General features: G+C 47.1%; 18 protein-coding genes and 1 riboswitch. All 18 genes read left to right on the top strand.

All coding sequences use genetic code 11. From position 1 onward, the window contains the following. Positions 1-19 precede the first annotated feature (19 nt). Positions 20-376 (top strand): 30S ribosome-binding factor RbfA, encoded by a 357-nt coding sequence (gene rbfA / locus QTL79_RS07220; protein WP_346354283.1) that lies wholly within the window; start codon positions 20-22, stop codon positions 374-376. A gap of 1 nt (position 377) precedes the next feature. Further along, positions 378-1,334, top strand: a complete 957-nt coding sequence (locus tag QTL79_RS07215; protein WP_346354282.1) for a DHH family phosphoesterase — start codon at positions 378-380, stop codon at positions 1,332-1,334. Next, a complete protein-coding gene (gene truB, locus QTL79_RS07210; RefSeq protein WP_346354281.1) occupies positions 1,331-2,209 on the top strand; it encodes a tRNA pseudouridine(55) synthase TruB in 879 nt (292 codons plus the stop codon). Before QTL79_RS07215 ends, truB begins: the two co-directional genes overlap by 4 nt. A gap of 37 nt (positions 2,210-2,246) precedes the next feature. Next, complete coding sequence (locus tag QTL79_RS07205; RefSeq protein ID WP_346354280.1) at positions 2,247-3,182, top strand: bifunctional riboflavin kinase/FAD synthetase; 936 nt, start codon at positions 2,247-2,249, stop codon at positions 3,180-3,182. 138 nt (positions 3,183-3,320) lie between these two features. Further along, the gene (rpsO, locus tag QTL79_RS07200; protein ID WP_346354279.1) at positions 3,321-3,587 is read left to right on the top strand and encodes a 30S ribosomal protein S15; all 267 of its coding nucleotides are present in this window, start codon (positions 3,321-3,323) and stop codon (positions 3,585-3,587) included. Between the two features lie 129 nt (positions 3,588-3,716). Then, positions 3,717-5,822: a polyribonucleotide nucleotidyltransferase gene (locus tag QTL79_RS07195; protein ID WP_346354278.1), complete on the top strand. Its 2,106-nt coding sequence runs from the start codon at positions 3,717-3,719 to the stop codon at positions 5,820-5,822. A 183-nt stretch (positions 5,823-6,005) separates the two neighbouring features. Beyond that, a complete protein-coding gene (locus QTL79_RS07190; protein ID WP_346354277.1) occupies positions 6,006-7,262 on the top strand; it encodes a M16 family metallopeptidase in 1,257 nt (418 codons plus the stop codon). Next, positions 7,243-7,692 (top strand): dUTP diphosphatase, encoded by a 450-nt coding sequence (gene dut / locus QTL79_RS07185; protein WP_346354276.1) that lies wholly within the window; start codon positions 7,243-7,245, stop codon positions 7,690-7,692. Before QTL79_RS07190 ends, dut begins: the two co-directional genes overlap by 20 nt. 86 nt (positions 7,693-7,778) lie before the next feature. Beyond that, positions 7,779-7,954: riboswitch (Lysine riboswitch) on the top strand. A gap of 114 nt (positions 7,955-8,068) precedes the next feature. Further along, on the top strand, positions 8,069-8,875 hold the full coding sequence (dapB, locus tag QTL79_RS07180) for a 4-hydroxy-tetrahydrodipicolinate reductase (RefSeq protein ID WP_346354275.1): 807 nt from the start codon (positions 8,069-8,071) through the stop codon (positions 8,873-8,875). 2 nt (positions 8,876-8,877) lie between these two features. Continuing rightward, complete coding sequence (locus QTL79_RS07175) at positions 8,878-9,909, top strand: aspartate-semialdehyde dehydrogenase (protein ID WP_346354274.1); 1,032 nt, start codon at positions 8,878-8,880, stop codon at positions 9,907-9,909. A 66-nt stretch (positions 9,910-9,975) separates the two neighbouring features. Then, entirely contained in the window at positions 9,976-11,196 is a 1,221-nt protein-coding gene (gene dapG / locus QTL79_RS07170; RefSeq protein WP_346354273.1) for an aspartate kinase, read from the top strand. A 23-nt stretch (positions 11,197-11,219) separates the two neighbouring features. Beyond that, complete coding sequence (gene dapA, locus QTL79_RS07165; protein ID WP_346354272.1) at positions 11,220-12,104, top strand: 4-hydroxy-tetrahydrodipicolinate synthase; 885 nt, start codon at positions 11,220-11,222, stop codon at positions 12,102-12,104. Between the two features lie 180 nt (positions 12,105-12,284). Next, positions 12,285-13,949, top strand: coding sequence for a ribonuclease J (locus QTL79_RS07160; protein ID WP_346354271.1), 1,665 nt, complete (start codon positions 12,285-12,287; stop codon positions 13,947-13,949). A gap of 121 nt (positions 13,950-14,070) precedes the next feature. Continuing rightward, entirely contained in the window at positions 14,071-15,120 is a 1,050-nt protein-coding gene (mnmH, locus tag QTL79_RS07155) for a tRNA 2-selenouridine(34) synthase MnmH (RefSeq protein WP_346354270.1), read from the top strand. A gap of 13 nt (positions 15,121-15,133) precedes the next feature. Beyond that, positions 15,134-15,910 (top strand): helix-turn-helix domain-containing protein, encoded by a 777-nt coding sequence (locus tag QTL79_RS07150; RefSeq protein WP_346354269.1) that lies wholly within the window; start codon positions 15,134-15,136, stop codon positions 15,908-15,910. Positions 15,911-16,016: 106 nt separating this feature from the next. Next, the gene (locus QTL79_RS07145; protein ID WP_346354268.1) at positions 16,017-18,167 is read left to right on the top strand and encodes a YgiQ family radical SAM protein; all 2,151 of its coding nucleotides are present in this window, start codon (positions 16,017-16,019) and stop codon (positions 18,165-18,167) included. 194 nt (positions 18,168-18,361) lie between these two features. Further along, on the top strand, positions 18,362-19,393 hold the full coding sequence (locus tag QTL79_RS07140; protein ID WP_346354312.1) for an ABC transporter substrate-binding protein: 1,032 nt from the start codon (positions 18,362-18,364) through the stop codon (positions 19,391-19,393). A 37-nt stretch (positions 19,394-19,430) separates the two neighbouring features. Then, on the top strand, positions 19,431-20,771 hold the full coding sequence (gene rimO, locus QTL79_RS07135) for a 30S ribosomal protein S12 methylthiotransferase RimO (RefSeq protein ID WP_346354267.1): 1,341 nt from the start codon (positions 19,431-19,433) through the stop codon (positions 20,769-20,771). The last annotated feature ends 33 nt before the right edge of the window (positions 20,772-20,804 follow it).

Below are 20,804 nucleotides of genomic sequence, written 5' to 3'. Positions count from 1 at the left end.
AAAGAGCGGTTGAATTATAATGGGACAAGTGCGAGTTGAGAAAGTACAAGAATTGATTAAGCAGGAAATTAGCAAGATGCTCCTCACTGAAGTGAAGGATCCACGTATTGGTTTTGTGACGGTTACTACCGTTGAAATAACGGGTGATTTGAGGCAGGCAAAAGTGTTTGTCAGCCTCATGGGGAGTGATGAACAAAAAGCCAATACCTGGCAAGGCTTGCAGAGTTGCCTTGGTTATGTGCGTTCAGAAATTGGCAAACGTGTGCGAATGCGTTTGACGCCTGAGTTAACATGGCATCTGGATACTTCGTTGGACTATAGTACCCGTATTCAGGAACTGTTGTTGAAAATCAACACAGAAGAGGGGAAAGAATAATATGGGGATGGACCGACTGATCAACATTGCTGCGTGCCTGCAGCAATGTCAGGTGATTGCGGTTACTTCTCATCAACAGCCCGATGGTGATAGCTTGGGGTCTATGTTGGCTTTATATCATCAGTTGGCGGCCATGGGGAAAACGGTACATATGCTTTTGGATGATGAAGTCCCGGCAATGTACCGTTTCTTGCCTGGTTGGGAAAGAATCCGCAGACCGTTGTTTACCGACCGGGTAGATGCCCTGGTTGTCTTGGATGCAGGCGAATGGCACCGAATTGGTATTGTTGCCCAGTGTTCATACGATACGGCAATAAATATTGACCATCATTTGGGAAACACGATTGCAGCAAAACTGAGCGCGATTGATACGAGTGCGGCAGCAACCGGTGAACTGGTTTATCATTTGATCCAGTCGTTAGTGCCGGGCGATAAGTCGGCGGAGATTGCTGTGTGCCTGTATACTGCAATTGTTACCGATTGCGGTTTTTTCCGTTATGCCAATACGAGTCCAGCTGTGCTGCGGATTGCGGCGACGCTAGTCGAGTGGGGAGCAAGACCGAAGGAAATTGCCGAAAATGTTGAAACGCGTACGGCGGCCTCCTTAGCGGTGCTGGGAAAGGTACTTGACACTCTTGAAATCTATGCGGACGGAAAGATCGCATTTATCTCAGTTGATCAGTCGCTAGCGGGAAAAGTGGAGTCGACGGAAGGGTTTGTCAATTATCCGCGTGCCATCGAGGGCGTTGAGATTGCGGCTTTATTCAAAGAGACGGAAGCAGGAATTATAAGGGTAAGTCTGCGCTCGAAAAATGCTGACGTTAATGCGGTTGCACGCGCTTTTTCTGGCGGGGGGCATCATCGCGCTGCTGGTTGTACGGTAAAAGGATCGTTGGCGGATGCCAAGGCTAAGGTATTGGCGCAGGCTGCTGCACAATTAAAGGAGTATGGTGTATGAAAGACGGCGTTTTAAACATACTGAAGCCGCCTGGAATGACATCGCATGATGTTGTCGCCTGCTTGCGCCGGATATATCGGACGAAGAAGGTTGGTCATGCAGGGACGCTTGATCCTGCTGCTGCCGGCGTGTTGCCAGTCGCCCTGGGGAAGGCCACGCGACTCTTAGAATATATGACGGCTGCCGACAAAGAATATAGAGCGGAGCTCACGCTCGGCTATGCGACCGATACCGGTGATGATACTGGTACAGTCATTATGATAAAAGAAATGGCTTCGTTGCCGCAGGCCGAGGAAATAAATCAAGTTTTACAGTCGTTTTTAGGGCGTAGTCAACAGGTGCCGCCAATGTATTCCGCGATCAAGATTGACGGAAAAAAGCTCTATGAGCTGGCTCGCGCTGGAATTGAAGTAGAGCGTCCTGCGCGCACGATCGATATCAGTTCGATTAGCTTGATGCAGCCAGCGGAAACGAGGTTTGTTTTTTCGGTGACCTGTTCAAAAGGAACTTACATTCGATCGCTATGTGAAGATATCGGTGAAAGACTTGGTTGTCCGGCAACCATGACGTTTTTGGTGCGTACCAGAGTAGGACGATTTTCTGTGGCCCAGGCATCGAGTCTGGAGGAAGTGGCGGCTAATCCTGAGAAGGTTTTATTGCCTCTTGATTGGGGTATTCAGGAACTGCCGGCGTTGCATCTATCTGAAACAGATTGCAGGGCTTTTTCGTGGGGGCAACACCCCACCGTTGAAGCGGCGCTAACAGAGGGTACAATTTGTCGTGTCTATGCCAACGAGCGATTGCTTGGCATCGGCCGTTACATGCAGCAAGGCGGCTGTCTGATTCCAGAAAAAGTCTTTCCGGAATCTTTCTAAGAAATGAAAGAGTGTCGAGTGCGAGAGGGTTTTGGCGATGGAAATTATCAATGATATTAAATTGATGCAAGGGCGTTTCTCGCGCGTTTGTGTTGCGCTGGGAACGTTTGACGGTGTACATGTCGGACACCGGGAAATTATTGCTCAAGCGGTGGAAAAGGCCAGATCTGTGGCTGGAACCAGCGTTGTCTTTACCTTTACTAATCATCCGCTGTCGGTGCTTGACCCGTCACGTTGTCCGCCGCAGATTGCCACGTTGGAAGAGAAGGCGGAAGTATTGCGTGAGCTTGGCGTTGATGTGCTGTTGGCGATCCCTTTTACTGCCGCGTTCTTAAAGCTTTCGCCGCAGCAGTTCATTGCCCTGCTGGTTGAAAATCTGCAGCCGACGAATGTTGTGGTCGGGCCGAATTATTCGTTTGGCTACCGTAGCTCCGGAAATCCTGATTTTCTTGCGGAAGCAGGCGAAAAATACGGTTTTGCTGTGTCGATTCATCCCGGCGTTCATATCGATGAGCAGATTGTTAGCAGTACATTGATTCGTCGTTTGGTTTTAGAGGGGAATGTCGAAACGGCGGCCCGCTTTTTGGGGCGTCCGGTCAGTGTGCGTGGCACTGTGGTGCATGGAAAAAAACGCGGCGCAAAGCTGCTCGGTTTTCCGACTGCTAATCTGGCGGTTGCACCGCAACGGGTACTACCGGACAAGGGTGTTTATGTGACTGTGATTGTCATTGGAGAGGCTGTTTATCATAGCGTCACTAATATTGGACTGAATCCGACATTTGAAGACGGCGATCAGACGATTGAAACGCATATTTTTGATTTTAAAGGGAATTTATATGGACGGATCGTAGATGTAAAATTCCTAAAACGACTGCGCAGTGAGCAACGCTTCGATTCACTTGAGGAATTGAAACGACAGATTGGCGACGATGCCTTAGCGGCACGAGAATTTTTTTCGAGACAGAAGATTTGATAATGCTGTTTACAAGCTACACGCCATATGATAAAATATTGCAAGTGGGGACGTGATCCCTAATCAACCGTGGCGAGGATTATCGACAACTCCGACGATTGTCTTGGCTAATGGGGATATTATAAGAGGAGGTACCTAATGATTACTTTAGAACGTAAACAAGAACTGATTCAACAATATCGCGTCCATGAAAGCGATACCGGATCTCCGGAAGTACAAATTGCTATTTTGACTGAACGGATTAATTATTTAACCGAGCACTTAAAAATGCATAAGAAAGATCATCATTCCAGACGCGGTCTGTTGAAGATGGTTGGTCAGCGCAGAAATCTGCTGAACTATCTGAAAGCAAATGGTTTGGAACGTTATCGTACGATTCTTGAGAAACTGAATCTCAGAAAATAAAAAAGGCGGGGTTTCCCGCTTTTTTTATTTTATCTTGATAGAGGTTAACAGGAAATAAGTCTTTTATGTCGAACAAACAAAAATTGTGAATAAAAAAAGGGTTAAATAGAAAGAGGAGGACAACTCAATATGCATTCTTTCTCTATGAAGGTCGGCGGCAGGGAGCTTACGATCGAATCGGGTAAAATGGCTAAACAAGCTGGCGGTTCGGTTTTGATTAAGTATGGTGACACCGCCGTGATTGTAGCAGCTACTGGCTCGGCACAACCGCGTGAAGGAATTGATTTCTTCCCGCTGACGGTTGATTACGAAGAACGTCTTTATGCAGTCGGTAAAATTCCGGGCGGCTTCATCAAACGGGAGGGACGTCCTAGCGAAGCGGCCGTATTGGCCAGCCGTTTGATCGATCGTCCGATTCGTCCGCTGTTTCCTGACGGATTCCGCAATGATGTACAAGTTATTGCAACGGTTCTTTCGGTTGATCAGGATAACTCACCGGATGTAACAGCGATGATTGGCGCTTCGTGCGCATTATCCATTTCGGATGTGCCGTTTAATGGCCCGATTGCGGGGGTGCGCGTTGGTTTGATTGATGGTGAGTTTATCATTAATCCGACAGTGGCGCAGCAGGATGAAAGCCAACTCAACTTGGTCGTAGCCGGCAGTAAAGATGCTGTCATGATGGTAGAAGCGGGTGCCAATGAGCTGTCCGAAGAAACGGTCTTAGCCGCGATCATTCATGGCCATGATGTCATTAAGGAGATCATCGAATTTCAAACGAAAATCGTCGAGCAAATTGGCAAAACGAAACGTACGATTGCTTTGTATGAAGTGCCGGAAGAAATTAACACGGCTGTCAGAGCGTATGCAACCGATTTGTTGCGTCAAGCTGTCAGCAATCCGGATAAACAAAAGCGTGAAGAAGAAACCCAAGCCGCTAAAGCGGCTGTGGTGGAACATTTTGCGACGTTGTACCCGGATAATGGTAAAGACGTAAAGAACATGGTGCAAAAGGTTCTTAAGGAAATTGTCCGTAAGATGATTACGGTGGATAAAATTCGTCCGGATGGACGCGAACTTGAAGAAGTCAGACCGATTGCTTGCGAGGCGGGCTTGCTTGCGAGAACGCATGGTTCGGGCTTGTTCACGCGCGGCCAAACGCAGGTTCTGACCATTACAACGCTTGGTGCGATTGGCGATGAACAAATCCTTGACGGCTTGGGCGTCGAAGATTCGAAACGTTATATGCATCATTATAACTTTCCCCCCTACAGCGTAGGCGAAACTCGTCCGATGCGCTCGCCGGGACGCAGAGAAATTGGGCATGGCGCATTAGCTGAGCGTGCGTTGGTCCCGGTAATTCCGTCCGAAATTGACTTTCCGTATACCCTTCGTCTTGTATCTGAAGTTATCGAATCGAATGGTTCGAGCTCAATGGGCAGTGTTTGCGGCAGTACGCTTTCCTTGATGGATGCTGGCGTACCTATTATTCGTCCTGTATCCGGCGTTGCGATGGGCCTCGTCAAAGACGGCGATCACTTTTCGATTTTGACGGATATTCAGGGGTTGGAAGATGCGCTGGGCGACATGGATTTCAAGGTTGCGGGTACTGACAATGGTATCACGGCGATTCAAATGGATATCAAGATTGCCGGTATTACGCGGGAAATTCTTGGCGCGGCACTGGCACAGGCGAAACGTGGGCGCAAGCATATCCTGGATAAGATGCTTGCGGTCATTGATAAGCCTCGTGCAGAATTGTCTCCTTATGCGCCGCGCATCATCACAATGAAAATTCATCCGGATAAAATTCGCGACGTTATTGGACCAGGCGGCAAAATCATCAAAAAAATCATTGACGAAACTGGCGTTAAGATTGACATCGAAGATGACGGCAATATTTTCATTGCAGCAGTCACTGTCGAAGCCGGTCAGAAAGCCATCAAGATCATTGAAGATTTGGTACGTGAAGTAGAAGTTGGCGGTATTTATACCGGTAAAGTGACGCGGCTGATGGCGTTTGGCGCATTTGTCGAAATCCTGCCGGGTAAAGAAGGCCTGGTTCATATTTCGCAGTTGGCGCGTGAACGTGTTGCCAAAGTTGAAGATGTCGTTAGTGTTGGCGATGTTATAACGGTTAAGGTCAGCGAAGTGGATCGTCAGGGCCGTGTGAACTTGTCAAGAAAAGACTTGCTGCCGGTCGAAGGCGAAAAGAAGCCTGAAGCGGCTAATTAATAGGGACTTATGAAAAAGGGCTGTCTCGAGATGGGCGTTTATCCGCTTGTCAGGGACAGCCTTTTTAGACTGCAAAAGGAAATGCTACTATTTGTGATTCTGTTGTGAGCAGGGGTTTTTCTATTGCGTCGCGAACCGTTCTTATAGCGAAGTTTGAAATCAGTCTACGAGGGAGCGCTTAGCATGTACCAAAAATCAGTCTTGCCTAACGGAATTGTTCTGGTGACGGAAACAATTCCCTACGTTAAATCCATTTCTTTAGGTGCCTGGATTAAAGCGGGCTCTAGATTTGAAACGATTGAAAATCAGGGAATATCGCATTTTATGGAACATATGATGTTCAAGGGGACGAAAAAGCGTTCAGCGAAGGAAATTGCGGAAACGATTGATTCGGTCGGCGGACAAATCAATGCTTTTACGGCCAAGGAACATACTTGTTATTATTTAAAGATGGTGGACTCTCATCTTGCATTAGCGGTCGATGTTTTAAGCGATATGTTGCTCCGGGCCGATTTTTCTGAAACGGATATTGCAAAAGAACGGGAAGTTGTCAAAGAAGAAATCCATATGTATGAAGATACGCCGGATGAGCTGGTGCATGATTTGCATATGGAACGTGTCTGGCCAGAGCATACGTTAGGGCGAAAAATATTAGGCACGCTGCAAACTGTTGATGCATTCGATCAAGAAAAACTGCGCGCTTATTATGATGCATATTATCGACCGGAGAATATCGTGATTGCGGCGGCAGGAAATTTGACGCATGAAGCATTAAAGACGATGCTTGAGGAGTCACTCTGTTTATCGCCGACTGTAACACATGAGACCGGACGTTGCCCGGCGCCGCTTTTTCAAAATGGAACCAGTTTTCATGAAAAAGCGATCGAGCAAACGCATATTTGTTTAAGCACGCCGGGATTGCCGCAAGGGTCGCCAGAAATTTATACGTTGCACATTTTGAATAACATTTTAGGCGGCGGCATCAGTTCGCGTCTTTTCCAAACAATCCGAGAAGAAATGGGACTGGCTTATTCGGTTTATTCGTATCAGACCAATTATAGCGACGCAGGCTTATTTGGCATTTATGCAGGTACGCGTCCCGAAAACGGTCAAGAAGTATTGCGTGTTATCAAAGCGACGCTCGAGGAACTGCGCACGAATGGCATTTCAAAATCTGAACTCTTAAAGGCGAAGGAGCAGTTAAAAGGAAATTTGCTTTTAGGCTTGGAAAGTTCAAGTAGCCGGATGTCACGTCTTGGAAAACTAGAAATCATAATGGGAAAATATGTGACGCTTGAAGAAGTCGTGAATAAAATTGACGCGGTTACTTGCGAGTCATTGCAAAAAATGATTAACGGACTATTTTGTGCCGGACAAATATGTTTAACCGTACTCGGGCCGCAGCGTGAAGGAGTGACCTATGAATTTACGGGGTTTTAAATTTATCGGCGCATACCAAGACCAAGGTCTTAAATTGCCGAAACGTAAGACGATGCGTAGTGCCGGCTACGATTTTTCCGCTGCAAAAACGGTAGAGTTGTTGCCGGGAAAAGTCACGCTCGTACCCACTGGAATCAAAGCTTATATGCAAAACGATGAATACCTTGGCATTCATATCCGTTCGGGTCTGGCTTTACGGCATATGTTGAGCTTAATCAACGGACAGGGCATCATCGACTGTGATTATTATGACAACCCGGATAATGAAGGGCATATCATGATTGCGATTGTTAACCATGGCACCGAGGCGGTTACGATTGAGGCGGGGACGAGAATTGCACAGGGCGTTTTTTATAAATATCTCTGTGTAGATCAGGAAGAGGAATCAGGAACGCAACGAATCGGCGGTTTTGGCAGTACCGGAGAATAAAGCGGCAAATATAAATGAGAAAACTTGACACCGCGCATGGAATTAGATAAAATATGTTTTAACTAAACATAAGACGCATCCTCGTAGGATGGAATAGAGGCGCGGAGCTCAATAGTACCTTCAGGGAGAGTGGAATCGAAGATCTGAGGAGAAAGGGTGCTTTGCCGAAGCAATGTATGGCCGAAATATATTGCTGGGCTTGTACTGAATAAGTATAAGACTGTCATTGAAAGCTTGCTTTCGGTGGAGTGCTATCTCATCTAAGACGTGGCAAACAGTTTGTTTGTTATTGCCTTAGCCGTTGTCTATTAGACACCTGATGAGATTTTGGACTCGTCGGGTGTTTTCTATTTTAAAAATAAGGGGTGTAGTGAAAATGATTAAAGTTGTGGTATGCGGCGCGTTGGGAAAGATGGGTCGTGAAGTGGTTAAAGCCGTTCAACAAGCCGATGGGCTTGTTTTGGCTGGTGCAGTCGACTTAAACGGAAAGGGACAAGACATTGGCGAATGCGCAGGACTTGGCTCAATTGGCATCACGGTTGACCGGGAGTTGGAAACTACGCTGAAACGCAATGCGGCCGATGTTGTCGTCGACTTTACTGTTCCGCAATCGGTGATGAATAATATCCGTACTGCGACAGCGCATAAGGTGTATCCGGTCGTCGGTACGACGGGATTGAGCGAAAACGACTTGAAGGAAATCGACGACTTGTGTCGTGCACAGGGGATAGCGGCTTTGATTGCACCGAACTTTGCCATCGGAGCCATTTTGCTGATGCAACTGGCCGAACAGGCGGTGCGTTTTTTTCCGCAGGTTGAAATCATCGAATTGCATCACGATCAAAAATTGGATGCGCCTTCGGGCACGGCGTTGCATACGGCTGAAAAACTGGCTGCTATCCGAGGTAAGTTGGCGCAGGGGCATCCCGATGAAGAGGAAAAGATTTCCGGTGCGCGCGGCGCTGATTATGAAGGAATACGGCTGCATAGCGTGCGTTTGCCTGGGTATGTCGCGCACGAAGAAGTTATCTTCGGTGGACTCGGACAAACGTTGACGATACGGCATGACTCAATTTCACGCGAATCATTTATGCCGGGCGTCGTTCTTGCTTGCAAAAGCATCATGCAATTTACAGGACTTGTCCATGGTTTAGATAAAATAATGGCGATAAGGGGCGAATAAGAATGAAAAAGTATAATGTAGCGATTGTCGGTGCGACGGGAGCGGTTGGTCAGGAGTTTCTCGAGCTGATCCAAGAGCGAAAATTTCCTTTTGCCGAATTGAAATTGTTGGCGTCCAAACGCTCGGCTGGCCGAAAAATCGATTTTATGGGCAAGACTTACACAGTAGAAGAAACAACCGACGATTCGTTTGCTGGCGTTGAGATCGCACTCTTCGCGGGCGGTTCAGCCAGTACTGTATTTGCACCGGCAGCCGTTCGTCATGGCGCGGTAGTCATCGACAACTCCAGTGCGTTTCGCATGGATCCGCAAGTCCCGTTGGTGGTGCCGGAAGTGAATCCGGAAGCGTTGCGCGAACATAAAGGCATTATTGCCAATCCAAACTGTTCGACGATCATTATGGTCATGGCGCTAAAACCATTGCACGATAGGGGGATTATCAAACGTGTTGTGGTTTCGACTTATCAGGCCGTGTCGGGGGCGGGCAAAGAAGGCATTGAGGAACTTGAGCAGCAAACGGCGGCAACGGTGCGAAAAGAAGCAGTCGAAGCAAAGATATTGCCTAGCGCTAGCCTGGATAAGCACTATCAAATTGCTTTCAATTTGATTCCGCAGATAGACGTTTTTCTCGAAAGTGGCTATACTAAAGAAGAAATGAAAATGGTAAACGAAACGCGTAAGATTTTAAATGAAAAAAATCTGGCCATCACTGCGACTACGATTCGAGTGCCGGTTTATCGCAGCCACTCAGAATCGGTGAATATTGAATTCGAAAAAGCGATCGAAGTGGAGGAAGCAAAGAAATTGCTGGCGGAATTTCCCGGCGTCGTAGTGCAGGATGATCCTGCAGAGATGGAATATCCAATGCCTCTTTTTACGTCCGGACGTGATGAAGTCTTTGTCGGGCGTATCCGCAAAGATGACTCGATTGCCAACGGACTCAATCTCTGGGTAGTCGGTGATCAAATTCGTAAAGGCGCCGCGCTTAATGCATTGCAGATTGCAGAATCGATGATTGAGCAAAAGTTGCTCTAATGTTTAAGTTGCAATTGTCGAAAAAATAGTCAAGGCATAAGATAGATCAATAACTAGAGGTGCTATATGGGAATCATTGTACAAAAATTTGGCGGTACGTCAGTCGCATCGCCTAAAGTACGCGACTTGGTGGTTGAAAAAGTGCGCAAAGCGCGTGAACAGGGCGCTTCACCGGTTGTTGTCGTTTCGGCGATGGGACGCCGCGGTGAATGCTATGCGACGGATACGTTGATTGATTTGGCCCGTTCAGCCAACCCGTCGATAGCCAGCCGTGAAATGGATCATATTATGTATTGCGGTGAGATGATTTCAGCTGTTATCATGGCGGGGACCTTGCAGGCACACGGTATGGATGCGGTGATGCTGACCGGCGGTCAAGCAGGCGTTATTACCGATGACAATTTCAATAATGCGCGAATTTTACGCGTAGAACCGGCGAGATTGTTATCTTTATTGAAGGCTGGAAAGGTTCCGGTGGTTTGCGGTTTTCAAGGGATAAGCGAAGATCACGAACTTACGACACTCGGACGGGGAGGCAGTGATACCAGCGCAGCAGCGCTCGGCGCAGCGCTTGATGCGGATATGGTAGAGATCTATACCGATGTTGACGGCATTATGACGGCTGATCCGCGAATTGTATGCAATGCGAAGATTCTTGATCAGATTAGTTATGGCGAAGTTTGCCAGTTGGCGCATCAAGGCGCGAAAGTGATTCATCCGCGTGCAGTGGAAATTGTTATGACGAAAAATATTCCTTTAGTGGTAAAGTCAACATTTTCCGATGCTCCAGGAACGTTGATCACGAATGTCGCACAACCGGATTCGGGCGGACGCCCGGTGACGGATCGGATTGCGACTGGCGTCGCATCCATCGGAAAAATTGCGCAAATTAAGGTTTCTTTGCCGGAAAACGCACCAGGCAATGCCAGTTTCTCCATTTTCAAAGCGATGGCGGATAATCAAATTAGTGTAGACCTGATCAACGTTCATCCAGGGCAGGTAATGTTTACTGTTGCGGAAGAGGTTGTGGGCAAGGCGGCTTGCAAAATTGGAGAATTAGGATATGAGGCAAGTTCGACGCTTGATTGTGCCAAGGTATCGGTTGTTGGCGGCGGCATCAATGGTGTGCCAGGCGTTATGGCGAACTTTATTCAAGCGCTAGCCAAGTATGAGATTGCTATTTTGCAAACCGTTGATTCTCATACCTCAATATCGGTCTTGGTGAAAAATGAGGATGTGCAAAAAGCCGTGACATCCTTGCATGAAACATTCAATTTAGCTGAATGATATTCGGAAAAGGGGTTTTTGGAATGCGAGATTTCGGTAGAGTTCTCACAGCGATGGTTACGCCGTTTACTCAATCAGGCGATGTGGATTATGCGGCGGCGGAAAAACTGGCGCTTCGTTTGCTGGAAAGGGGTTCTGATGGATTGGTCGTTGGCGGCAGTACGGGGGAAGCTGCCACACTGAGCAAAGAGGAAAAGTTGAAATTGTTCAAAGTGGTTTTGGACGCGGTTGGTGAGCGGGGTTGCGTTATCGCAGGGACTGGTTCCAACGATACACGCCAGTCGATCGAAATGACGCAGGCGGCAGAAGCGATCGGCGTGCATGGCGCGATGTTGGTTGGCCCTTATTATAATAAACCAACACAAGAAGGCTTTTATCAGCATTTCAAGGCGATCGCAGATAATTCGTCCTTACCGCTCTTATTGTATAATGTACCCGGACGAACGGCGTCCAATATTATGCCGTCTACGATTGCGCGATTGGCGAAACTGCCGAACATTAAAGCACTCAAAGAATCGAGCGGCAATTTGGAGCAGATTACGGAAATCAGAAGTTTGACGCCGCCGGAGTTTAAGATTTACAGTGGTGACGACAGCTTGACCTTGCCGATTCTTGCGGTTGGAGGCATCGGAATAATCAGTGTTGCGGCGCATGTTGTAGGACTACAGATCAAAGAGATGGTGCAGGCGTTTTTCCAAGGCGAAATAGAAAAGGCGCAGAGCATTAATTGCAAGCTCTTGCCGGTATTTAAGGCGATGTTTGTCTGTACGAATCCGATTCCGGTAAAAACGGCTGTCCATTGGCTTGGCGGCTGTGAGGAAGTATTTCGTTTGCCGCTGATCCAGGCGAATGAAACGGAAAAGGATGTCATCCGAAAAGCAATGCGGCAAGCCGGTTTGCTAAAATAAAGCGATAAGCCTCTGGGGCGACCCGGAGGCTTTTGATTTTTATTGCTAAATTGAGCATCCTAGAGTATAATTACTTCAACTGACAAAGTGCGGCCGGGTTTATTTTTTTTTGTTTGAGGGGCGGGCAAAAGTTTAATTCGGTGAATTTTATATAAATAATTGTGGAGGTGTAGTTTCATTTTGACCAAAAAACAACAAAAAATACAGATCATTCCTTTGGGCGGTCTTGGTGAAATCGGTAAAAACATGACCGTTGTTCGGTACGGGAATGAGATGATTGTTCTGGACTGCGGGTTGATGTTTCCCGAAGATGATATGCTTGGGATCGACCTGGTGATTCCGGATATTTCTTATTTGCTGGAAAATCGCGATATGGTTAAAGCCATCGTCTTGACGCATGGGCATGAGGATCATATCGGCGCATTGCCGTATGTGTTAAAACAATTGGATGTTCCGGTCTATGGAACACGGTTGACGCTGGGGATATTAGAGGGGCGTCTCAAAGAAAATCATGTGAACAACGCGAATCTGGTTGCGGTAAAACCGCGCGAGCAAGTACAGATAGGGCCGTTTAAAGTAGGGTTTATTCATGTCAGCCACAGCATTGCTGATGCAGTCGCATTATCAATTAAAACTCCGGTAGGAACTATTGTGCATACTGGAGATTTCAAGCTGGATCAGACTCCGGTTGATGGTAAGGTCACCGATTTTCATAAATTCGCAGAATTAGGCGATCAGGGCGTCTTGCTTTTAATGGCGGATAGTACAAATGCGGAACATCCGGGATATACGATGAGTGAGCGTTCTGTGGGAGAAACGTTTGATGAAGCCTTCAGCACCGCTCGCGGACGTGTTATTATCGCCAGTTTTTCCTCCAATATCCACCGAATTCAGCAGGCGATTGATACTGCCTGCCGCTGTAAGAGAAAGGTGGCAATTCTTGGCCGCAGCATGATCAATGTTGTCAGCATTGCGTTAGAACTCGGTTATATGAAGGTGCCGGAAGGTGTGCTGATTGATATTGATGAGATCAACACCTATCCACCTGAGTCTATCGTGATCATTACGACAGGCAGCCAGGGAGAACCAATGTCAGCCTTGACTAGGATGGCAATGTCCGACCATAAGAAAGTCGACATCGTGCCTGGTGATACTGTCGTCATTTCCGCCACGCCAATTCCGGGCAATGAAAAACTGGTTTCTCGCACGGTTGATCATTTATTGCGCTTGGGAGCAGAAGTGATTTATGAAAAAACTTCCGGCATACATGTCTCAGGCCACGCCAGTCAGGAAGAATTAAAACTGATGCATAATTTAGTGCGCCCGAAGTTTTTCATGCCGGTGCATGGCGAGTATCGTCATCTTATTAAGCATGCCAAGTTGGCTCAACAAATGGGGATGCATAAGGATAATATTTTCATAGGTGAAAACGGACAGGTGTTGGAATTTGGGCCGGATAAGGGTGCAGTTGCCGGCAAAGTGACGGCGGGCATTGTCATGGTTGACGGTCTAGGTGTCGGCGATGTGGGGAATATTGTTTTAAGGGATCGCCGACAGCTTTCGCAAGATGGAATTTTGATTGTGGTCATCACGATGGATAAACAGCAGGGCTGTGTGGTAACAGGACCGGACATTGTGTCTCGCGGTTTTGTTTATGTCAGAGAATCTGAAAAATTAATGGATGATGCGCGCGACAAGGTAAGGCAGGCATTAGAAAAGTTTGAAAACAACAATGTGACGGAATGGGCCGCCATCAAATCGGGCGTTCGAGATACATTGGGAAAATACTTATATGAGAAAACGCGTCGGCGGCCAATGATCCTGCCAATTATCATGGAAGTATAATCTGAAGATATACTGACGTTTTCCTTAAACAAAGGATTTTGTCGAATGTATGTAGAAGAGGACAGTGTTGTTCTGTCTTTTTCTACAATGCCGATTGATTGCGCGTGATGGTGAAGATATAGTGCATAAGATAATTACGATAGAAGATGCAGAACGACTTGTCTGTCCGGTGTATATTGATGTACGTTCGCCCGCGGAGTTTGCCGATGGGCATATTTTAGGAGCGATTAATGTACCGTTGCTTGAGAATGACGAGCGGGCTCTAATTGGCACAATATATGCAAAGCAAGGGCCGGACCGTGCAAAGGAAGTGGGCTTGTCAGTCGTATCGCCAAAGTTGCCGGAACTTATTCAAAGCATTAAACGGAATGCGCCAGAAGAGCGCCCTGTCGTCGTGTATTGTTGGCGCGGCGGCATGCGTTCAAAGTCGATGGTGGTCATGCTCGAATTGGCCGGGATTCATTCGCAGCAGTTGGAAGGCGGTTATAAGTCCTATCGTCGCAGAGTACTGACACGCTTGCAGGATTATGAGTTCAAACCGGAAATTTTTGTTTTGTGCGGTTCGACCGGTGCGGGAAAAACATTGCTTTTAAAAACGCTTTTGCGTAAAAATGTTCCGGTGATCGATTTGGAAGGATTGGCAAATCATCGTGGATCGGTGTTTGGCCAAGTTGGCTTGGGGCGACAGATTTCTGCACCACAGTTTGATGCATGTCTGTTAGAGGAACTTGATAAACTGAATCAAGAGCCGTTTGTGTTCGTGGAATGTGAAAGCAAACGAATTGGCAATATTTATTTGCCTGACGTTTTTTTCACTGCAATGAAGCGTGGCAAACGAATGCTTTTGGAAACAAGCCTTGAAGTTAGGATCGATCGTCTTATCAAGGAATATGAGGCGTTTTCCGTTGAACGGGCGGATGAAATTATTGCAAGCTTAGAGAGTTTGCAAAAGCGACTCGGTAAAAAGCAACTCGGGGAGTTAAAAGATCTGTTTGCACAAAAAAAGATGCGGGAATTTGTGCGCATTTTACTGATTAATTATTATGATCCTCTCTATGGCTATGAGGAAGCCAATAAAAATGATCAGTACTGTTTTGCGGCTAATGGTGATGATTTAGAGCAGGCCGCAAATGAAATCCGTGCTTTTTTGCGGAACCAGAAGCGAGGATGAGGGGGAACAAACCGTGGAAACTGTAGGGCAACAATTGCGGCGAGTGCGAGAAGAAAAAGGCCTAAGCATCAAGGATATTGAAGGGGAGACGAGTATCCGGGCGTTATACATTAAGGCGATTGAAGAAGATGACTATGCCACGGTTCCTGGTGAAGTCTATCTCAAAGGCTTTATCCGTAGCTATGCCAGCCATCTCGGGCTTAATCCGCAGGAAGCAATTGAGCTGTATCGTTCTGCCACGTCTCTTTCGACGGAGGCGATCGTGGAAAGCAAGGATACGGCGGTTTCGTTCGTTCAAGAAACAACTGTCTCGCAGAAAAATGAAGCGAAGCGTGAAAACAACGCTAACAGTAGCAGTGGCTTGTGGAAGTGGCTTGCGCTTGGTGTAATTGTCCTATTTGGTCTGGTTGGCGGCTTTTATTGGTGGCAGTCAACAGATACGCCTGCCGTATCACCCAAACAATCAACCGTTGCAGTGCCGACGAAAAATGTTGAAAAGCCGCAGAATACTGTGACAACAGCTGCGCCTGTTGTTGCGAAGAATAGCATTGCTATTGGCGCTAAATTCCAAGGGAACTGCTGGACTTCAGTAGCCGTGGACGGCAAAACGGTTTATGAGGGAATTCCTAAATCCGGCGAATCAATGTCATGGGAAGGACGCAAAGATGTCGTGATCAAGGCTGGAAATGCTGCAGCAATCGAGATCACAAAGAATGGTCAGCCTATTGGCAAACTTGGCAATGCGGGTGAAGTAGTCGAGAAGATTTTTTCGGTAAATAGTAGCAACTAGTACGAAAAAAGCCTTTATGGCTTTTTTCTGTTTGTCAGTCAGATGAGGCGGAATCGTATTTTCATCTTTTGAGACAGACGAAAGTTAGAAAGGACTTTAAGAGCGTATGAACGATTTATTTTTACCGATTTGCCAGGCGGATATGGAAAAACGCGGCTGGGATCGATTAGATTTTTTGATTATTAGTGGTGATGCTTATGTTGATCATCCCAGTTTTGGACCGGCTATCATCGGTCGTTGGTTAGAGAAATTAGGTTATCGTGTTGGTATTTTGGCACAACCGGATTGGCGAAGTACCGAGGCGTTTGCTGCGATGGGGAAACCACGTCTTGGCGTACTTGTTTCCGCAGGAAACCTTGATTCGATGCTGGCACATTATACAGCGGCCAAGCGATTACGCAGCGATGATCTATATTCACCCGGCGGCAAAGCCGGATATCGGCCGGATCGTGCGACGTTGGTCTACTGCAGTCGTATTCGAGAATTATGGAAGAACATTCCTTTGATTATCGGCGGCATTGAAGCGAGTTTGCGTCGTTTTGCGCATTTTGATTATTGGACGAATAAGGTACGACGTTCGATTTTGATCGATAGCCGCGCCGATCTACTTGTTTATGGCATGGGCGAACGTCAAATACAGGAAATTGCGGAACAGTTGGCGTCTGGAATCCGGCCAGGTAATATTTTTCAGGTTGCCGGGACTTGCTATCGGACGGAAACATTGGAAAATGTCTGGGACTATGTTGAAATTCCAGCGTTTGAAGAGGTTAAAGATGATCGAAAGGCTTTTGGTGAAGCGTTTCGCCTTCAATATGCGGAACAGGATCCAATGCGTGGTAAGCCTGTTGTGCAAAACCACGGTAAAGAATATCTGGTGCAAAATCCGCCTGCGATGCCGTTGATAACGGAAGAAATGGATGAAGTGTATGCATTGCCCTATCAGCGCACTTATCATCCGATTTATGAAGCAAAAGGCGGAATACCCGCGATTCAGGAAGTCAAATTCAGTTTGGTGAGTCAGCGGGGGTGTTATGGCGGTTGTGCCTTTTGTGCGTTGATTTCCCACCAGGGGCGCATCATTCAAAGTCGCAGCCATGAATCACTGCTCGCGGAAGCGCGGATGATTACAAAGTTGTCCGATTTTAAAGGATACCTCCATGACGTCGGCGGCCCTACTGCTAACTTCCGGCAACCCGCTTGCAAAAGTCAATTACAGCGCGGTACATGCCGTGGCAAGTCTTGCCTATCGCCGGTTCCCTGCGAAAAGTTGGAAGTCGATCATAGTGATTTTATTGCTTTGTTGCGCGAACTTCGCGCATTGCCTGGGATAAAAAAAGTGTTTGTCCGTTCGGGGTTCCGTTATGACTATCTGTTGCTCGACCCTAATAAGAAGGCAATTCTTAAGGAAATCTGCGAGCACCATGTCAGCGGCCAAATGAAAGTTGCGCCGGAACATATATCAGAGCAAGTAACGCGAATCATGGGAAAATCGCCCAAAGCGGCTTATCTTGAATTTGCGGCGCTGTATAAGGCAGTCAATGAAGAATTAAAGAAAAAGCAGTATTTAGTGCCGTATTTTATGTCTAGCCATCCAGGCGCCGGATTAAAGGATGCGATTGAATTAGCTGAATTTCTGCGTGATATTCAGTATCATCCGGAGCAGGTACAGGATTTTATTCCGACACCGGGCAGCCGGGCAACTTGCATGTACTATACTGGGGTTGACCCTTTGACCGGGGAGAGAGTATATGTTGCACGCACGCCGCAGGAGAAACGATTGCAACGGGCTTTGCTGCAGTATCGTGATCCTAAAAACCGGGAAATGGTTTATGAGGCTTTGATCAAAGGGAATCGACGTGATCTGATTGGCCAGGATCCTCTTTGTCTAATGCGACCGCCCAAATTACGTGAATATGTTGCAAAAGAGCCTCTGGAAGCAAAAAAAACTCGGCCGGGAACGGCGAAACGGCCAAAAGGAAAAGTAGAGAGAAACAACAAAACATCGGTTACGGGACGTAGCAGCAAGCCATCCCCTGCAACGAAGCATGCGCGCGATGGAAAGTTTGCTGAGTCGGAGAAAATTGAGAAGACGACTTGGAAATCTGCATTTACGGTGAAAAACCTACATCCTGCGAAAGCGTCTGCCACTGCGAAAGCGGAGCGCAGCGTGACGAAGCCAACTTTTCAGGGGAAAGCGGAGCGTGGTGGGAAGCCGGGCAGAAGCGGAAAGATAAAAAAAGGCTCGTCGAGAAAATGATTTTTTGAGCGAGGGGCTGCGCTTAGAAAAGACATGCATGTCTTTTCCCCGGAATGGTTTCGTAGGGCGCCTTGTAATCCGAGCGGAATTGTTGTTTGCTAAAGTATGAAGACGTGTTCTGGTGCTTGCACTGCAAGGCAAGAAGAGGTATAGTATATTTGCTTAAATTGTGAAAGAAGGGCTTGTCGTTGAACGTGAAGATAGCGAGAATCGTTTCGGTTGCGGTAATATTGCTCTTGCTGCTCGGCGGCGGCCTTCATGTTCTCACAGGCAAGAAGGAGCCGATTGAACCTGTTGCCATTGGTAAGGAAGCGGCAGCGGGCATCGTAGTGTATACGACGTTATCATCTGCTTTAATTGCGCCTCTAGCGCTCGAATATGAACGGAATTATGCGATTCCGTTGCAAATAAGACAAATGACGGAAAATGAATTAAAAGAGGCTCTTGCAGCACAGAAATTGGAAAAAGGCGCGTTGCTTATTGCTGATGCAGGATTCCTTGAAACACAAAAAGGATTTTTTACGCCACTGGTATCGGAACAGGGCGATATGCTGTTGGATCAGTTTCGTGAGAGTGATGGTTTGTGGACAGGACTTTGGTTTGACCCGGTCGTGTTTGCCGTGAATCGCGAGTCATTATTACCTAAACCGGAACAATGGGACGAGTTGGAACGCAAGGATGCGACGTTTCGCCTAGGAATTGCCGACTTTCTCCTGTCTGACAATATGGCTTTGCCGTTTTATTATACGGTTGCTCAACAAGGGGAAGAAAGAGCTCTTGAGTATTGGTTGCGTATTCATCCACGTGTTACCCAATATGCTAAATTTCCGTCAACGCCGGTAAGGATGGTTGGTTTGGGAGAAGCGGATCTTGCCGTCGTCATGCAAAGTGAGGCGCTTCGTTATCTGCAGGATGGATTTCCAATCAATATCATTTATCCCCAACCGTCGACGCCGTATATGCTTTTGGGTGTTGGCATCTTACAGGATCCGGACGAGTTGCACCGCAAGAAGGCGGCGAGTTTTATCGAATGGTTAATGCTCGACACACCGCAATATTTGTTGGAGCAGAATCGAACATTCTGGATTTCGGTACATCCGGATACGCTGCAATACCGGCGCTATGCCTCACGCATCGATCTGGCCGAAATCAAAATGCCGGAGCTTGAAACAAAAAAACGATTATTGGATAATTGGGTGCGTAAAGTGAGACTGGGTAATAAATAAGAGGAGGCGCATCTAAGACTGGAGGGTATCTGTATCTATGTTGAAAGCGGGATTTATTAGTCTTGGTTGTGCGAAAAACTTGGTGGATACGGAAGTCATGTTGGGACTTTTGCGCCAAAAGGGTTTTGAAATCATTGATCAGCCAGAAGTGGCAGATCTTTTAATCGTTAACACTTGCAGCTTTATTTCTTCTGCCAAAGAGGAATCGATCGATACGATTTTACAGATGGCAGCATATAAGAAAACAGGGAAATGTCGCAGCTTGATTGTCGCAGGTTGCCTGGGACAGCGTTATCCGGAAGAATTGTTGGCAGAACTGCCGGAAGTTGATGCGATTCTTGGTACCGGCGCTTGGCATCGAATTAATGAAGCTGTTGAGGCTACCTTGGAAAACGGGCGCCGCGTCGTATTTGCCGATGCGGATAAGACCTTATATGATGAAACGACGCCACGAGTAACTACGACTCCTTTTTATAGTGCCTATGTGAAAGTAGCCGAAGGTTGCGATAATTGCTGCTCCTATTGCGTAATTCCCTTAGTGCGAGGGGGATTTCGCAGTCGCCCGATGGATTCCATCGTTGCGGAAGTGAAACAGTTGGTTGAACGCGGCGTTAAAGAAGTCAATTTGATCGCTCAAGATACTACGAGCTATGGGAAAGATAATTCGGACGAGGGCCCACAACTCGTTGCTTTATTGAAACGATTAGTTCTGATTGAAGGCCTACAGTGGATTCGTCTACTGTATTGCTATCCCAGTCACTTTAGTGACGAATTAATTGAGTTGATCGCGCAAGAAGACAAAATATGCAAATACATTGATCTGCCGTTGCAGCACAGTCATGATGGAGTTTTGCGGGCGATGAACCGACGTGATAATCGTGCTAGCGTTGTTGCGTTGCTGGATAAACTGCGCAAGCGAATTCCAGGTTTGGCGCTTAGGACGACGTTTATCGTCGGTTTTCCTGGCGAAACAGAGGAACAGTTTAATGACCTTCATGCCTTTATTGCCGAACAGCGATTTGACCGAGTGGGTATTTTTACATATTCTCAGGAAGAGGGAACGGTCGCCGGGGATATGGAAGAACAGATTGCTGAAGAAGTTAAACAGGAAAGATATCATCAACTCATGGCATTGCAAAGCAAGATTTCCGAAGAGTTGAACCAAGCCTTAGAAGGCGGCGTAATGGATGTGTTGATTGAAGCGGTTGATCAGGAAAAAGAAGAAACTTTGGCCATGGGGCGCTCCTACCGTGAAGCGCCAGAGGTCGATGGCATGATCTATGTGGAAGGCGCTGGTGATGCAAAACCGGGCGATGTCGTCAAGGTTCGAATCTTACAAGGCTTTACTTATGACGTTGTAGGTGAACGGCTGGCGTAAATGAGCGGTTTTTTGCCGCAGCAGGAGGGGTGA

Source organism: Azotosporobacter soli (assembly GCF_030542965.1).
GTDB classification, from domain to species: domain Bacteria; phylum Bacillota; class Negativicutes; order SG130; family SG130; genus Azotosporobacter; species Azotosporobacter soli.
The sequence above is the reverse complement of the archived record's forward strand: the minus strand, read 5'-3'. Positions and strand labels throughout refer to the sequence as shown.

Excerpts from the sequence above, each read along its gene's own strand:
- rpsO (WP_346354279.1), top strand. The coding sequence starts at position 3,321 with ATGATTACTTTAGAACGTAAACAAGAACTGATTCAACAATATCGCGTC.
- rimO (WP_346354267.1), top strand. The coding sequence starts at position 19,431 with ATGTTGAAAGCGGGATTTATTAGTCTTGGTTGTGCGAAAAACTTGGTG.
- truB (WP_346354281.1), top strand. The coding sequence starts at position 1,331 with ATGAAAGACGGCGTTTTAAACATACTGAAGCCGCCTGGAATGACATCG.
- QTL79_RS07145 (WP_346354268.1), top strand. The coding sequence starts at position 16,017 with ATGAACGATTTATTTTTACCGATTTGCCAGGCGGATATGGAAAAACGC.
- QTL79_RS07215 (WP_346354282.1), top strand. The coding sequence starts at position 378 with ATGGGGATGGACCGACTGATCAACATTGCTGCGTGCCTGCAGCAATGT.
- dapG (WP_346354273.1), top strand. The coding sequence starts at position 9,976 with ATGGGAATCATTGTACAAAAATTTGGCGGTACGTCAGTCGCATCGCCT.
- rbfA (WP_346354283.1), top strand. The coding sequence starts at position 20 with ATGGGACAAGTGCGAGTTGAGAAAGTACAAGAATTGATTAAGCAGGAA.
- dapA (WP_346354272.1), top strand. The coding sequence starts at position 11,220 with ATGCGAGATTTCGGTAGAGTTCTCACAGCGATGGTTACGCCGTTTACT.
- dut (WP_346354276.1), top strand. The coding sequence starts at position 7,243 with ATGAATTTACGGGGTTTTAAATTTATCGGCGCATACCAAGACCAAGGT.
- QTL79_RS07195 (WP_346354278.1), top strand. The coding sequence starts at position 3,717 with ATGCATTCTTTCTCTATGAAGGTCGGCGGCAGGGAGCTTACGATCGAA.
- dapB (WP_346354275.1), top strand. The coding sequence starts at position 8,069 with ATGATTAAAGTTGTGGTATGCGGCGCGTTGGGAAAGATGGGTCGTGAA.
- QTL79_RS07205 (WP_346354280.1), top strand. The coding sequence starts at position 2,247 with ATGGAAATTATCAATGATATTAAATTGATGCAAGGGCGTTTCTCGCGC.
- QTL79_RS07190 (WP_346354277.1), top strand. The coding sequence starts at position 6,006 with ATGTACCAAAAATCAGTCTTGCCTAACGGAATTGTTCTGGTGACGGAA.
- QTL79_RS07175 (WP_346354274.1), top strand. The coding sequence starts at position 8,878 with ATGAAAAAGTATAATGTAGCGATTGTCGGTGCGACGGGAGCGGTTGGT.